This is a genomic window from Anaerococcus sp. NML200537, from assembly GCF_026131715.1.
Taxonomy (GTDB): domain Bacteria; phylum Bacillota; class Clostridia; order Tissierellales; family Peptoniphilaceae; genus Anaerococcus; species Anaerococcus kampingae.
Window position 1 is genome coordinate 1 of the sequence record NZ_JAMXSL010000048.1, and the last position, 14,256, is coordinate 14,256.

Below are 14,256 nucleotides of genomic sequence, written 5' to 3' on the forward strand. Positions count from 1 at the left end.
GAAAAAATCAGTATATTATCTTGATAAATCGCCCTTTTCTATAGAAAAGGGCCACCATCAATCTATAATATATTTGTATTGTAAGAAATTGAGCTACAACTTTTTGGGGGTACCATAGGGCCTCTGCCGCCCCCTTAGCGTTCCCCCTTATTACGAAGATTCAATAGTAAATAATCATAATTTAATAAAAGATAAAATTACGAAGAAAAAAGTAAATAATTACCATTTATTAAAAAAGAAGGAAAATATTATTATCTTGGATAATAAAAAAGGGGTTTTAGGGGAAAGACCCCTAAAATAATCTTATCTTGGATAAGACCCCCAAATAATGGTATTGTTATACTAGTGAGGTTTTTATGAAAATTTTAATTACCAGTGATTGGTACTGGCCTGTTGTTAACGGGGTGGTACGTTCTGTTTTGAATTTAAAAAAATATTTAGAGGATAAGGGCCATGATGTGAGAGTCCTTACCTTATCTAATACTACGAAATCTTATAAGGATGGCAATGTTTATTATGTAGGAAGTCTTTCTGCCAAGAAGATTTATCCCCAGGCTAGGGTTTCTAATCTTTTGGCCTCTTCCCATCTTAAGGAGATTAAGGAGTGGGAGCCTGATATTATCCATTCCCAGTGCGAGTTTTCTACCTTTTTGATGGCTAAGAGTATCCAGCGAGATTTAGAGATTCCCCTTGTCCACACCTACCATACGGTTTATGAGGACTACACCCATTATTTTTCCCCATCTGAAAGGGCGGGTAAGAAGATGGTGGCAATTGCTTCTAAGACTTTTTCTAAGCTTTGTACTAGGATTATTACTCCTACTGCCAAGACTGAAGAGCTTCTTCTTAAGTATGGGATTGAGAAAAATAAGCTTGATGTAATTCCTACAGGTATTGCTATGCCTGAGTTTTATGATAAAAAAATCCTGAGAAAATCTCTTGGTATGGCTGATGATGAGAAAATTATTATCTATTTGGGTAGACTTGGTGAGGAGAAAAATATAGAAGAGGTCATGGCTTATTACGATAGGCTAAAAGATCCAAGTATTAATCTATACATAGTTGGGGGAGGCCCATACCTTGATAAGCTTAAAAAATATGCAGCTAGCTTATCCAAAAAGGTGATTTTCACCGGTATGGTTGATTCAAATTCTGTAAACCGCTATTATCAAGCGGCTGATATCTTCTCTTCTGGATCAGTTTCAGAAACCCAAGGCCTAACCTATTACGAGGCTCTTTCCAATGGGACCATTGCCCTTTGCAGGAATGATTCAGTCCTTGATGGGGTTATTGTAAATGGTTTTAATGGTTTTAAATACAATGATTTTGAAGAATACGAAAAATTTGTAAATAGGGTATTTTCAGATTCTGAATATAAGGAGCTTCTTGAAATAAACGCCAAGGAATATGCCAAGGAGAATTTTTCGGTTGAAAGCTTTGGCAAGAAATGCGAAGATGTTTACCAAAAAGCAATAAAGGAATACGTCCATGAAGGTATTAATATATTCAAAAGATTATGAAACAGTCAAAGAATCTGGCGTAGGCAAGGCTATTGACCACCAAAAAAAGGCCCTAGATCTTGTAGGTTTTTCATATAGTCTGGATGAAAAAGAAGATTTTGACCTAGTCCACATAAATACCACCTTGCCAGGAGCAGTTTCTTTTGCGCACAAGGCAAGAAAAGCTGGCAAGAAGGTAGTCTATCACGGCCATTCAACCATGGAAGATTTTAAGAATTCCTTTGTTTTTTCAAATGAACTTGCCCCACTTTTTAAAAAATGGTTAGTTCATGCCTATAGGCAAGGTCACATAGTCCTAACCCCAACCCAGTACTCTAAAAATATCCTAGAAACTTATGACCTTGATAGGCCAATTGAAGTTGTGTCAAATGGTATAGACCTAGATTTTTGGATAGAAAAAAGTGATGATAGGGCGAATTTTTATAAAAAATATGGCCTAGACCCAAATAAAAAATCAATAATATCTGTGGGCCTTCCCATAAAAAGAAAGGGAATAGATGATTTTATAGAGCTTGCAAAAAGGATGGGTGAATACGAATTTGTCTGGTTTGGCAAGCTTGATAAGAGTCTAATGAGCCCGGAAATAAAAAAAGACATTGACCAAGCACCAGATAATTTCCACATGCCAGGCTATGTGACAAGCGATGAATTGAGGATGGCTTATTCAGGTTCAGACCTCTACGCTTTTTTAACCCACGAGGAAACCGAGGGCATAGTCCTTCTAGAAGCCCTAGCCACAAAAGCCCAAATCCTAATAAGGGATATAGAAATCTTTGAAGATGGCTTTGTGGACGGAGAAAATATCTATAAAGGAAAGAGCCTAGATGAATTTGAAAGTAAAATCAAGGGTATTCTTGAAGGAAAGCTTGCGGATTTAAGCGAAAAAGCTTACAAAATCGCCCAGGAAAAGTCGATTGCAAATACAGGCAAAAGATTAGTAGAAATCTATAGAAAGGCAATGAGTCTATGAGATCTATAATAAAATTGACAGGAGCCTTGGCAATTTTTATATTAATTCCAAGTTTAATAAGCACAATGTTTTTAGACCTAAACAAGACCGATGATATAGGGATGATAATGGCTCAAATGTGTATAATAGCTATGGTTGTCATAAGTTTTTACCTGGCAAGTAAGTCAATTAGAAAATATGAAGAAAAGACCTTGGAATTGATTTATAATCAAAAAGATATAGAAGGCCTAAGAGATTTAAGAGAAAAAAGAATAACTTACAAGTCAAAGGCAGCTATCACAAAGGAAATTTTAATTAGAGACCCAAGCCTATTTGAGGCAGAAAAGCTTAGGAAATACACAAATAGGACAGAAGATATGGCCCACTACTATGCGGCACTTCTGGCAGAGGCAAGTCCAGAAAAAAGAGAAGAAATCAAAATCCGTAGAGATAACTTTAAGAAAAAATACGGCCACAAGGCCCTAGCCTATACAGACTTTAAGGGTAATCTTACCACATCAATCAAATGGTTGGGAGCATTTTTCATAGCCTTTGCTCTTGCAGAGCTCTTAAAGGCCTTAGGAACAAACTTAGGCTTTTACCTAGCAGTAAGCTTCATCCAAGCGGGAATTCTCGGAGCCTACATGATAAACACCATAATCTGGTTATCAAGAACAACTAAATCCTATTGGGATAAGGAATATATATAAAGATCTGACTTAGGTCGGGTCTTTTTATTTGGGAAGGAATTAAATATCGCAAGATACACAATCGAAATATCAAATATTTTAAAATAAAAACTTAAAATAATTAATTCTGACTTTACAAATCTTAAAAGACCTAGTATAATTTAGACAAAAGGAGGGGCTATGATTAATAAATGTCCAAATTGTGGTGATCAAATGGTGATTACTTCCTATAGATGCAATTCATGTTTTACAGAAGTAAGTGGTGAATTTGAGATTGATAACTTCTCAAAACTAGACAAAGAAGATAAAGAATTTATAGAATTATTTTTACAAAAAAGAGGTTCAATCAAGGATGTTGGAGAAGAAATAGGTATTTCATATCCAACAGTTAGAAATAGGATTGATAAGATAGTAGCAAAACTTGGTGGCAAAATTGATAAGAAGAGTCATAGGCTAGATATCCTAAATATGCTAGATAATGGCGAGATTAGTCCAGAAAAAGCCAAGGAACTTTTAGAGGAGATTAATAATGACTGAAGAAAAACAAATGATTTTAAATATGCTTAAGGATGGCAAAATCACAGTCGAAGAAGCTAGTGACCTCCTTGCAGCCATAGGCGATAAGAAAAAATCTGACAACGACTTGGGTGGAAAAATCACCTCAGCAGTTGATAATATAATTAAAAAGGCGACTGAAACCCTATCAAATATCGACCTTGATAATATGATAGATTTAAATAATTTTAATATTAAGGGAGAATTTAACACCCACAAGGATATTAGGATTGATGATGAAATAGATAATATTAATATCGACCTAGTAAATGGAGATATAATTGTAGAAAAGGCTGATGATCCTGGAATTATCTTAAGCTATGATATTTATTCAAAAAAATCTAACCTTGAAGATTATTTAGATGTAGAGATAAAAGATGGAAAGCTTTCAATAAGTCAAAATGAAGCTTATAAGAATGTCCAAGCCAGCGTAAATCTAAAGCTAGCCCTAGGCAAGGCTCTTTATGAAAATTTAAATATAGATTCTGTAAATGGTAAGGTTGAAGTGGCAGATGTTGACTTTGATAATTTAAATATCGATACAGTAAATGCCAAGATTAACCTTATAAATATTAAGGCTGCCATTGATATAGACAATGTAAATGGCAAAATTGATATTAAAAATACCTTGGGTAAGCTTTCTATAGATAATGTAAATGGTGCTATTTACTTGGCAAATCTAAGGGGAGAATTGGCTGAAGTTGATACTGTAAATGGCAATGTGAGAGTAGATGGGCTTGAAAGCGATAAGTTTAGCGCAGATTCAAACCAAGGCTCAATTAGAGTTTACAATATCAAAAACACCAAAGAGATTGACTTAGACACAAGAAATGGTGCTGTGGTTGTTGATACAACAGATTATCCAGGGGAGATTAGGGCCTTTGTAGAAAGCCCAGCTACAAATGTGACAGAAAAATTTGAAAACAAGATCAAAACAAGCACAGGATATGAAATATCAACAACAAATGATGAATCAGACCTAGAAATCAAGGCTTCCACAGGCTTTGGCAGGGTATCAATTAGATAGAAAAATAGAGGCAGGTTATTTATAGCCTGTCTTTTTTCTTGTAAACAAAAAATCCACCGACCTGGTGGACTTTTGCTTTTGAGTTAATCAAAAATATTAGCCTTACAAAAACTGAGGGTAAGTTTTTGTTTTAGAAAACAGTTTGTATTAAGGAAGAGTTAGTCGATTTCTATCTGTTTTCCATCTTTATAATATATGAGTATTGTTTATTTCATAAAAAGTTTGTGTAAAGTCTTTGTAAAATTTTAAAGTTTCTCATTTTAAATTATTCTGACCAATGGGGTATAATGAGACCTAAGAGAGGATTATTTTGGGATTTACATTATTATTTTGCTTAGAGCTTTTGATGTTCATTTGCTTTAGCCTTATAAAATTTAATAAAAAATATCAGAAAAATCTGGCAATCTGTGCAATGTTTGGCCTTATGCTAATTTTTTCTGCCACAAGGGGATCAGGGGATGCTGATTATTATAATTACTTGTGGTTTGCTAGAGATATTGGCACAGATACGACTAAGCTTTTTGATTCCCATTATGCGGTGGAGTTCTCCTTTAGGTTGACAGCCTTTATAGTCAATCTTTTGGGCCTATCTCGCCAATGGGTTATAGCTTTTATGAATCTTTTGTCAATTGGACCGATAAGCTATGTGGTGGCCAAGAAATCTAGAATGCCCTTTTTATCTGCTATAATTTTTATGCAGACATTTTTGCAATTTGATATGCAAACATCAAGGACAGCTACAGCAATAGGTTTAGGGGTTTTGTCCATATATCTAATGACAGAAGAGAAAAATATCTTAAGCATCTTGGCCTTTATCTGGGCCTATAGCTTTCATAAGTCGGCCGTGATTTTGTTGCCATTTTTGATATATCTTAAGTTTGACTTATCAAATTTAACTAAATCAATAATAGTAGGATTTAGCCTGGTGGTATCGGTATTTTCTAAGCTTTTATTTGGCATTTTGGCCAAGGTCTTAGGGGCTGTGGGTCTTTCTAGAATGGCGACAAAGATTATAAATTACACCTTTGAGGGGCAATTTGCCTATGCTATGAAGCTTTATGACCCAAGGATTATTTTCGCCCTGGCCCTCTTTGTCATGACTATCATGTATTTTGATAAGGGGACTTTTAAGAAAAATACGATTGATAGTGCGGCAGTAAAGGCTGTATTTTATGGGCTTGTGGTAGTCCTTGTATTTAGGTCATCAACAGCCATAGCCTTTAGATTTAGTTCGTTTTTTACAGTCATGCAAATATTTTTGATTACGCTTTTGATAAAGGAAGTGAAGGAAAAAGATAGTCTGGCTGTTTTTATGCTAATCTTGGCAGTCCTAGTATTTGTCTTGCCATACGCAGTTTATATAGCAGTAGACGCTCCACCATATGATTTCTTTTTTACTAACCATATGGCTATTAATTCATTGCGATAGAAAAAAATGAAAGGGTATAAAATGAGAAAAGTTACAACATATCAACTAATTGAAGGGATTAAGAGGAATTTGCTTCTTCTTATTATCCCACCTATATTATTTTTTGGCCTAGTTTTGGGCCTTGGCCTTCATAAAAATGGAGGGACATATGAGGCTTCTGCTGTTTTGATTGCTGCAGCTGAAGATGGGGAAGAGGTTTCTTACAACAAACTTGTTTTAAATGAGAAACTTGCCAATATTTATATGGAAATTTTGAAATCGCCTGATCTTTATCAAAAGGTAGCTGATGCCCTCGAAGTGGGAGGATCTGATTTAACTTATAGTGATGTGATGGCTAGAGCAGACTACGAGGTAAATCCTCAGGCTGGCCTTATTTCCTTCACTTATAGGGATCAGGATAAGAAAAGGGCTGCTGATAGCCTTAAGTCCATTTGTGAAAATTTTAAGCTAATGGCTAAAGACTACTTAAATGCAGATAATTTCGCCTACCTACATGATGTTTTAGTAAATAAGGCATCAAAGACAAAGACCTATATTTTCTCTGTGGCAGCTGGTCTTGCTGGCTTGTTTTTAGGGCTTATTATCATAATTATTAAGACCCTTATGTCTGATAGGATAGCAAGCTTGGATGATTTAGCTGAGCTTTCTTATCCTGTGCTTGGAAAGAGTGATGAACTTACAAAGATTAAGGCGAAATTAGCCTATAAATACAAAAATGGTGTCATTGGCCTTGCTAGTCTTGGCAAGGATACTAATGGTTTTGCAGAAAACCTTGCAAGAGAACTTGCTAAGAATAAAAAAGTTCTATTTATGGCTAGTGAAGATAAAAAAATAGAAGATTTTTTTGCCTATAAATATTTAGGGGAAAATCCAAGCCAAATCATGGATACGGATGACTTTGCTAAGGATATGGCAAGATATAAAGAAGAATATGACTACGTAATAATAGATGAAAAGGATGAAAAAGAGGCCTTCCTTGCAACTGGTCTTGAGGATATGAAAATTATCCTGGTAAACAATAAAACAAGAAAGGCTGACCTTGATAAGCTTATAAGAGATTTGAAAGATTTGGGTCTTTCTGAGATCGGGGTGGTTTATTATCAATAGATTAGTGGTAATTGCCCTAATGATAATCCTTGCAGGATGCGGGAAGACTGAGACTTCTTATAAGGGTATAGATATTGAGGAAAGGCCAAGTACCGGCATTAAGGTCAAAAAAGAAATATCTGTAGGCCTTGATTACATGGTTAAGGAAGAAGCTGAAATTTATTCTGATAAGGATGAAAAGACTGCCTTTGACAAAATCCCTAAAGATAGCGTGGTGAGGGTAATCTTGGAAGAGGAAGATGGTTTTGTTTATGTAAGTCTTGCTGGGCAAAATTTCTATATAAGGGCTGATAAACTTAAGGAAATCTAGGAATTGATTTGCATTTTTCTTTCCTTCTGGTTAAGTAAAAAAGCGTTGTGTAATTAGCTAGGAGGAAATTTTGGATACTGCATCATTACTTATTTTATCTGTTGGCCTTGCTATGGATGCCTTTGCAGCTAGTATTTTCAAGGGGCTTTCAGAAAAAACTCACTCTATTAAAAACAGTCTATCTGTTGGCCTATGCTTTGGGTTTTTCCAAGCCCTTATGCCTGTTATCGGCTTTTCCTTGGGGAGGAATTTTGCCGAAGAAATCAGGGCTATAGACCACTGGATTGCCTTTTTCTTGCTTTTAATCTTGGGCATACAAATGATTAAGGAATCAAGAGAAGAATATTGTGAATTAAATTATGGCTTTGACTTTTTATCCCTAGCCAAGATGGGGATAGCTACATCAATTGATGCCCTGGCAGTGGGTGTGGGCCTTGCCTTTTTAAATATTGATATAGTAAAGTCAGCCTCAACTATTGGAATAATCACCGCAATCTTATCTGTGATTGGTTTTAAGATTGGATCAAAACTCGGTCTAAAATCTAAGCAAATGGCAGAGCTTACAGGTGGCCTTATCCTAATTGGCTTAGGGATTAAGATTTTGATTGAACACTTATTTTTTCATTAGTATCTTTGCATACTAATATAAAACTGTATAATATTTATATCACTAGGGGTGCCGACTTTTAGTCAGCTGAGATCATACCCTTAACCTGATCCAGGTAATGCTGGCGGAGGTAAGTGCTTTATACCTCTAGCAAGTATTGTGTAAAGGAGGTATTTTTTTATGAAGAAAAATTGGTCAGTAAAGATGTTGACAGAAGCAGGAATTATGATTGCCTTATCATTTATTTTAGGCAGAATTAAGCTATTTTCTATGCCACAAGGTGGTTCAGTAACAGCAGGCCAAATGATTCCACTTATTATATTTGCAATTAGATATGGAGCAGGCCCAGGTATCCTTGTAGGTGCTGTATATGGAGTTTTAGATATGCTCTTAGGTGGTTCAATCTTTCACCCAATCCAAGCATTTCTTGACTATCCACTAGCTTTCGGAGCTTTGGGACTTGTAGGATTTTTCTCAGAATCATTTAATCAAAGACACGAACTTAAACCAGTTCTTTTTGGAACATTCTTAGGTGTATTTGCAAGATTCATCTGCCACGTCCTAACAGGGGTCATTTATTTTGGTTCCTACGCTCCAGAAGGACAAAATGTTTGGGCATACTCAATAGCCTACAACGGAACCTTCCTAGGTGTTGAATTTATAATAACAGTAGTAATAATCCTATTGCTAAAGAAATTCATCACAAGGGATATGGCAAAATTATAGAAATTTAAAAACAGGGATTTTGACATAAAAACCCCTCCATCCGTATTCCGGATTTTGGGGTTCAGGTCAGTAGTCCCTGTTTTTTTAATCTTAATTTTTCAACCTAAAGGTCTTAGGCCCTATTTTTAAAATCAAAAGACTAGTTATTATTGTAAATAATAGAATAAAGACAGATGAGCTGATAACTAGGATTGGGGTCTTTATTCCGCCTGTAAATCTTATGGCATTGAAGCAGAAGATATAAACTACCATATCTATTGCGCCTGATATCTTGCCAACCTTGGCCCCTTCAGCATTAAAAGGCTGAAAGAGGTAATATTGGGCAAGGGGTAGGCTTGTAAAAAATACTCCCGCCAAAAGTATATAAGCTATAGCTTCTAGGGCAAATATATAATTAGTCCTGTTAAGCCTTAAAAATACGCCAACAAAGCCAAGCACATAAACTATGGCAGGTATGGCATTTATTTTCAAAAGGGATACAAGCCTTGCCCTGTACATAGTAAGAAGATTTGTAGGCTGTCTATAAAAACCATAAGGGATTAGGCCTTGGTCGCAATTTATGAAAAAGGCTGTTAAGATATTATCCTGCTTGCAAAGCATGTAAGTAGCAAGAGGGACCAAGATTACCAGCATTTCAACAAGGTCGCCATCTATATTCTTCTCAAATAATGGTAAAAAGCTTATTAAAATTGTAAGAAGGGCGGCTAGGATTCCTGACTTTATAAGGACAGGCTTAAGCAAAATCCTCCTGTGCCTTCTAAAAAATATATTATTGAGGTAGGCAAAGCCCTCGCCTTTTACCTTTTTATTATCAATATCTTTATCCTTAAGTTTAACACTTGCAGCCGGGCTTGCGTCGATTTCTTCCATTAAATCATCATATTCTCTGAGGGACTTTTCTATGATAAACCCGTACTTATCAAATTTCCTAAAATAATTTATAGCTATTATAAAACCAAGACCAGAGCTTATAAATACAAAACCTAAGAAAATCTTATCTGAAATGTCTTTAAAAAGCATGAGATAGGTCATTAGGAAAAAGACCAAGATCATAAAAAATAATTGGAAAAATCCATTTGTAAAGAATCTTTTTCCAAATTTAAGGTCAATTTCTAGCCAAAAAGCAGAGGCTGCAATTTCTGTAAAATATAAAGCCAGAGAAAAGCCTAGGCTTAGTATAGGATTAACCCTTGCCATCAAGTAGAGGGCAACCATTAGGACTATAGACCTTGTAAAAAATCTCAAAAGGGGTGCAAAATAAAGCTTTGACTTTATTATTTCTTCTGAGCTAAAGCGGAAGTTTTGATAATATTTTTTAAGGTCAGTTAAATCAGCTCCAACCAAATCTTTAAGTAGGGCCATGACCCAATAAAGATAAAGGGGAATCAGCATGGAATAGGCCTTATCCCAGTAGAGAGCTCTCTCATAGGCTGGCTTAAAAATACCATAGGCCCATCCCAAGGTGACTCCCACAAAGATGGCTACGATGCCAAAGGATAGGAGGGATTTGATAAGGCCTTTTATCAGAGTGAAGATCGGATAGAGCTTGTGGATTACTTGCTTAGGGCTTTCAAATTTATACTTGTCACCCAAATATTTCCCTATAAAGGGGATGTGCCTAAAGGCCCAAATTATGCCATTAAAGGCCTCTGATAATTCAATTTTTTGTCTTATAATGAACATTGACAAGTTCTTATTCATCTATCTTCCTCAATTCTTCATCAAGCTTAAGAGATTCCTTTTCTCCAGAAAGTAAGCTAATAATCTTATCTTCAAAATCAGGATTTTTGATGAGATTTTCCTCGACCTTTTGGAGCTTCTTATCAGATAAGAGGACGATTTCATCACAAATATCCTTGGCAAGTTGGAGGATGTGGGTTGAGAAAATAATTATATGGTCGGCGTGGATTTCCCTTATTATTTTTTTCATCTCAAGCTGGACTACCACATCAAGGCTTGTAAGGGGCTCATCCATGAGGATTACCCTAGGCCTTAATATCAAAAACATCAGCATCTGAATCTTATTTTTCATGCCGGTAGAATAGCCCTGTATTAGTCTATGGCTATCTTCCATCTCAAAGTCAACTAGGTCAAAGTATTCCTCGATTGTTTTACTAGATTTAATATTTTCCTTATTAGCTTCTATAAAAAATTTGATAAATTCATAGCCTGTTAGAAATTTAGGGAGCTCTGGCTCAGCTACCATGAAAAATATATCCTTAAATTCTAATTTTCGCTTAATCCCATTTTCTTCTAAAAAAACTTCGCCATTATCCTTATCAAGGCCATCAGTTATTAGCCTAAAAAGAGTAGTCTTACCTGATCCATTTCTTCCCAAAAGTGCATAGATTATCCCCTTTTCAAAGGTAAAAGATGCATTATTTAAGACTTCCTTTTTGCCAAAGGATTTGGACAGATTTTCTATAATTAATTTCATAATATTCTCCCTAATAAAATTCTTTGTTAATCATTATACCATAGACAAAAAAATTTTTAAAAAGACTTGCAGTCGTAAATTTAGGTGGTAAGATTGTATTAAGATAATAATACAGTAGTACAAAATCAGAATAGAGGTGAGTAGATGGATTTTGATGAAAGTAGACCAATTTATATCCAATTGGTGGAGGATTTCAAGATTAAAATCTCAACAGGAACTTGGCAGCCTGGAGCAAAGATTGACTCGGTTAGAAATCTTGCTACTGCCTATAAGGTCAATCCCAACACCATCCAAAGGGCCCTGGCAGAACTTGAAAGAGAAGGCCTTTGCGAAAGCCAGAGGACAGCTGGCAGGTTTGTAACAGAAGATGAGAAAAAGATTGCAAAGCTATCCGACAGGGCCTTTAACAAGATAGCAGATGACTTTATAAGCGGCATGGAAAGCCTAAATATCAAAAAGAAAGATGCTCTAAAAGAGCTTGACGAATATTGGGAGGAATTATGATAGAGATTAAAGGTTTGACCCTATCCTACGGAGGTAGGAAAGTTTTAGATAATATGAACCTAAAGCTAGATGATGGCAAGATTGTAGGACTTGTAGGAGAAAATGGTACTGGTAAGTCTACCCTTATGAGAATCCTAGCAGGTCTTGAGAAAAATTATAAGGGAGAAGTGAAAATAGCAGGTCAAAGGCCAGGTGAAGAGACCAACAGCCTAGTTTCTTACCAACCAGACCACCTTCCTTTTTATCCATCAATGAGGGTAAGGGAGATTGGCGACCTTTACAAGAGATTTTATAAAGACTTTGATATTTCAAGGTATTTTAAACTTTTAGCATCCTTTGGCATCGACAAGGACCTAAGGGTTAAGGAATGCTCCAAGGGAATGAGAGATAAGGTCCAAATTGCAGCCACCCTTTCAAGAAGGACAAAGATTTACCTTTTAGATGAGCCAATGACAGGCATTGACCCAAAGGCAAGACGTATTATGCTAAAGACTATAATAGAAAATTTTGACTACCAGGGAATCTTAATAATTTCAACCCACCTAATAAGCGAAATCGAGAGAATCCTTGACCAAGTCATAGCCATCTCTGAAGGGAAAATCATCCTTGATAAGGGAGTAGATGAAATAAGAGAAGAAAACCACATGAGCGTAGAAGATTACTTTACGGAGGTCTTATAATGAGAAAATTAATCGGACTTTTATTCAAAGAAGATATAAAAACAGTACTCTCTTGCATGTTAATGCCCCTAATCTTGGGGATTACAGGCATGATCCTTTATTCGGCAACAGGCTTTGAGCCCTTATTTGCCATAGTCGGCATAGGGGCAGTGGCCATGTCCTTTGGTCCCCTTGTAGCCCTTGTATTTTTGGCCAATAACGATAACAGGAGATTTTATAAGGACGGGGCTTCATTTTACACCTGCCTTCCTTATTCATCAGAGAAAATAAACCTAGCCAGGCTAATGAACCTTGTAATCATGGGATTGATCATAGTGATAATTTCCATAATTAACCTCTTTGCCTTTGTAGCAGTAAATCCAGGAGAAGCCCTAAGCTTTGGAGAAATTATAAGAGAAGTCTTTAGGCTACTTGGAACAATAAAAGGAGAAATGTGGATAGCAATCATCAAAACCCTAATAATAGCCCTAGGAGCTGGTCTGGTTTTAGCACAAATGATAATGGCAACCAACACTCTAGCAGTATCAAGTCCTTTTAATAAACTAGGGAAAATGGCAAATGGTATGATTTTAGCAGTTCTATTTATAGGTCAAGCCTACCTATATCTAAAAGTCTTTGGCCTTTTAGCAGATACTCAGATAATAAAAATGGTAGAAGTTGCTCAAAATAGCGCCCAAGTCGGCATAAGCACCTTTGATTTTACCCTAGGATCCTTCCTAGCAGTCTTAGGAGTCCTTTTAGCCTTTAATGGTCTTTACTTTGCGATGATAAATTATTTCCACAAAAATAAACTATCAGTCCAATAAAAGGAGGGACTTATGGTAAAGAAAATACTAATAGGCCTGGCCTGCCTAATTCTAGGCCTAATAGGTCTTAACCTATATATCTTTCACCAAACACCTAATTTCATGAGAAACAACGAGGTCGATGGAGTCAGAATGGAAGCAAAAATAGAATATGACGAAAGAGACCCAATCACCAAAACCCTAAGGGCAGAAGATTATAGAAATTTAAGCAAGAAAAGACTTGAAGGGATAAACGATAAAATTGCCGGTAGAATTGAGGGAGATATCCCATCAATCCACCTAAACCAAGGTGGTGGCTTTACTTTAACCTTCTACAAAGATGACAAAAAAGTAGACCCAGAAGACTTAAGCGTAAAAATCACAGCCTACGCTTCAGACTACAGGGACCCAGATAAGAAAAGAGAAATAAAGTTAGAGCCAATAAGCGCTGATAATAAGACCTATATTTACAAAACTAAGAGATATTCAATACAATACGAGAAATATTTCATAGAATATCTAAGGGTAGAAGTTGCTTATAAGATAGGCGGCAAGGAATACCTATCAGTATTTGCAACAAACCAAGATAACGCCGATGATGGGACAGACTTTTTCAAAAATGAAGACTTGGAAAAACCAAAAGAGGTAGACTAGGGAGCCAGTCTCCCTAGGACCTCTTTTTTTATTATCCAAGATAATATTATTATAGGGTTTTTCTCTTCGTAACTTAATATCATTATTAATTATTTCTATTTACAATTGAATCTTCGTAATAAGGGGGAACGCTAAGGGGGCGGCAGAGGCCCCTATGGTACCCCCAAAAAGTTGTAGCTCAATTTCTTACAATACAAATATATTATAGATTGATGGTGGCCCTTTTCTATAGAAAAGGGCGATTTATCAAGATAATATACTGATTTTTTCTTTCGAC

At 35.9% G+C, this 14,256-nt stretch carries 16 protein-coding genes and 1 riboswitch; of the genes, 14 read left to right on the forward strand and 2 right to left on the reverse strand.

Annotation, left to right across the window (positions count from 1 at the left end; genetic code table 11):
• Positions 1-356 precede the first annotated feature (356 nt).
• The 10 genes from NH288_RS10375 (at position 357) to thiT (ending at position 8,919) form a co-directional block, all read left to right on the forward strand.
• A complete protein-coding gene (locus NH288_RS10375) occupies positions 357-1,520 on the forward strand; it encodes a glycosyltransferase (RefSeq protein WP_265215165.1) in 1,164 nt (387 codons plus the stop codon).
• Entirely contained in the window at positions 1,489-2,490 is a 1,002-nt protein-coding gene (locus NH288_RS10380; protein WP_265215167.1) for a glycosyltransferase family 4 protein, read from the forward strand. Before NH288_RS10375 ends, NH288_RS10380 begins: the two co-directional genes overlap by 32 nt.
• A complete protein-coding gene (locus NH288_RS10385) occupies positions 2,487-3,179 on the forward strand; it encodes a hypothetical protein (RefSeq protein ID WP_265215169.1) in 693 nt (230 codons plus the stop codon). Before NH288_RS10380 ends, NH288_RS10385 begins: the two co-directional genes overlap by 4 nt.
• Before the next feature lie 159 nt (positions 3,180-3,338).
• Positions 3,339-3,695 carry a DUF2089 domain-containing protein gene (locus NH288_RS10390; RefSeq protein ID WP_106461089.1) on the forward strand — a complete coding sequence of 119 codons (357 nt, stop codon included), beginning with the start codon at positions 3,339-3,341 and terminating at the stop codon, positions 3,693-3,695.
• Complete coding sequence (locus tag NH288_RS10395) at positions 3,688-4,740, forward strand: DUF4097 family beta strand repeat-containing protein (protein WP_265215176.1); 1,053 nt, start codon at positions 3,688-3,690, stop codon at positions 4,738-4,740. Before NH288_RS10390 ends, NH288_RS10395 begins: the two co-directional genes overlap by 8 nt.
• 310 nt (positions 4,741-5,050) lie before the next feature.
• Positions 5,051-6,169: an EpsG family protein gene (locus tag NH288_RS10400; RefSeq protein WP_265215178.1), complete on the forward strand. Its 1,119-nt coding sequence runs from the start codon at positions 5,051-5,053 to the stop codon at positions 6,167-6,169.
• Between the two features lie 21 nt (positions 6,170-6,190).
• On the forward strand, positions 6,191-7,276 hold the full coding sequence (locus NH288_RS10405) for a hypothetical protein (protein ID WP_265215180.1): 1,086 nt from the start codon (positions 6,191-6,193) through the stop codon (positions 7,274-7,276).
• A gap of 19 nt (positions 7,277-7,295) precedes the next feature.
• A complete protein-coding gene (locus NH288_RS10410) occupies positions 7,296-7,586 on the forward strand; it encodes a hypothetical protein (RefSeq protein ID WP_265215182.1) in 291 nt (96 codons plus the stop codon).
• Positions 7,587-7,656: 70 nt separating this feature from the next.
• Positions 7,657-8,214, forward strand: coding sequence for a manganese efflux pump MntP family protein (locus tag NH288_RS10415; RefSeq protein ID WP_265215183.1), 558 nt, complete (start codon positions 7,657-7,659; stop codon positions 8,212-8,214).
• Between the two features lie 34 nt (positions 8,215-8,248).
• Positions 8,249-8,343, forward strand: a riboswitch (TPP riboswitch).
• A 30-nt stretch (positions 8,344-8,373) separates the two neighbouring features.
• A complete protein-coding gene (gene thiT, locus NH288_RS10420; protein WP_106461084.1) occupies positions 8,374-8,919 on the forward strand; it encodes an energy-coupled thiamine transporter ThiT in 546 nt (181 codons plus the stop codon).
• 90 nt (positions 8,920-9,009) lie between these two features.
• Here thiT and NH288_RS10425 read toward each other — a convergent pair whose 3' ends face one another.
• Together NH288_RS10425 and NH288_RS10430 are read right to left on the reverse strand one after the other, a co-directional pair.
• Entirely contained in the window at positions 9,010-10,620 is a 1,611-nt protein-coding gene (locus tag NH288_RS10425; RefSeq protein WP_265215186.1) for a hypothetical protein, read from the reverse strand.
• Positions 10,613-11,356 carry an ATP-binding cassette domain-containing protein gene (locus NH288_RS10430; RefSeq protein ID WP_265215188.1) on the reverse strand — a complete coding sequence of 248 codons (744 nt, stop codon included), beginning with the start codon at positions 11,354-11,356 and terminating at the stop codon, positions 10,613-10,615. Before NH288_RS10430 ends, NH288_RS10425 begins: the two co-directional genes overlap by 8 nt.
• Positions 11,357-11,500: 144 nt before the next feature.
• Here NH288_RS10430 and NH288_RS10435 point away from each other — a divergent pair, with 144 nt between their 5' ends.
• The 4 genes from NH288_RS10435 to NH288_RS10450 are packed head-to-tail and all read left to right on the forward strand — an operon-like array spanning position 11,501 to position 13,979.
• On the forward strand, positions 11,501-11,860 hold the full coding sequence (locus NH288_RS10435; protein WP_265215190.1) for a GntR family transcriptional regulator: 360 nt from the start codon (positions 11,501-11,503) through the stop codon (positions 11,858-11,860).
• The gene (locus NH288_RS10440; RefSeq protein WP_265215192.1) at positions 11,857-12,540 is read left to right on the forward strand and encodes an ABC transporter ATP-binding protein; all 684 of its coding nucleotides are present in this window, start codon (positions 11,857-11,859) and stop codon (positions 12,538-12,540) included. Before NH288_RS10435 ends, NH288_RS10440 begins: the two co-directional genes overlap by 4 nt.
• Entirely contained in the window at positions 12,540-13,346 is an 807-nt protein-coding gene (locus tag NH288_RS10445) for a hypothetical protein (RefSeq protein ID WP_106461079.1), read from the forward strand. Before NH288_RS10440 ends, NH288_RS10445 begins: the two co-directional genes overlap by 1 nt.
• A gap of 12 nt (positions 13,347-13,358) precedes the next feature.
• A complete protein-coding gene (locus NH288_RS10450) occupies positions 13,359-13,979 on the forward strand; it encodes a hypothetical protein (protein WP_265215193.1) in 621 nt (206 codons plus the stop codon).
• Positions 13,980-14,256 lie beyond the last annotated feature (277 nt).

Bases quoted from the DNA above. Each gene is read 5' to 3' on its own strand.
- NH288_RS10410 (WP_265215182.1), top strand. From the start codon at position 7,296: ATGATAATCCTTGCAGGATGCGGGAAGACTGAGACTTCTTATAAGGGT.
- NH288_RS10380 (WP_265215167.1), top strand. From the start codon at position 1,489: ATGAAGGTATTAATATATTCAAAAGATTATGAAACAGTCAAAGAATCT.
- NH288_RS10430 (WP_265215188.1), bottom strand. From the start codon at position 11,356: ATGAAATTAATTATAGAAAATCTGTCCAAATCCTTTGGCAAAAAGGAA.
- NH288_RS10425 (WP_265215186.1), bottom strand. From the start codon at position 10,620: ATGAATAAGAACTTGTCAATGTTCATTATAAGACAAAAAATTGAATTA.
- NH288_RS10450 (WP_265215193.1), top strand. From the start codon at position 13,359: ATGGTAAAGAAAATACTAATAGGCCTGGCCTGCCTAATTCTAGGCCTA.
- NH288_RS10440 (WP_265215192.1), top strand. From the start codon at position 11,857: ATGATAGAGATTAAAGGTTTGACCCTATCCTACGGAGGTAGGAAAGTT.
- thiT (WP_106461084.1), top strand. From the start codon at position 8,374: ATGAAGAAAAATTGGTCAGTAAAGATGTTGACAGAAGCAGGAATTATG.
- NH288_RS10405 (WP_265215180.1), top strand. From the start codon at position 6,191: ATGAGAAAAGTTACAACATATCAACTAATTGAAGGGATTAAGAGGAAT.
- NH288_RS10385 (WP_265215169.1), top strand. From the start codon at position 2,487: ATGAGATCTATAATAAAATTGACAGGAGCCTTGGCAATTTTTATATTA.
- NH288_RS10435 (WP_265215190.1), top strand. From the start codon at position 11,501: ATGGATTTTGATGAAAGTAGACCAATTTATATCCAATTGGTGGAGGAT.
- NH288_RS10395 (WP_265215176.1), top strand. From the start codon at position 3,688: ATGACTGAAGAAAAACAAATGATTTTAAATATGCTTAAGGATGGCAAA.
- NH288_RS10390 (WP_106461089.1), top strand. From the start codon at position 3,339: ATGATTAATAAATGTCCAAATTGTGGTGATCAAATGGTGATTACTTCC.
- NH288_RS10375 (WP_265215165.1), top strand. From the start codon at position 357: ATGAAAATTTTAATTACCAGTGATTGGTACTGGCCTGTTGTTAACGGG.
- NH288_RS10445 (WP_106461079.1), top strand. From the start codon at position 12,540: ATGAGAAAATTAATCGGACTTTTATTCAAAGAAGATATAAAAACAGTA.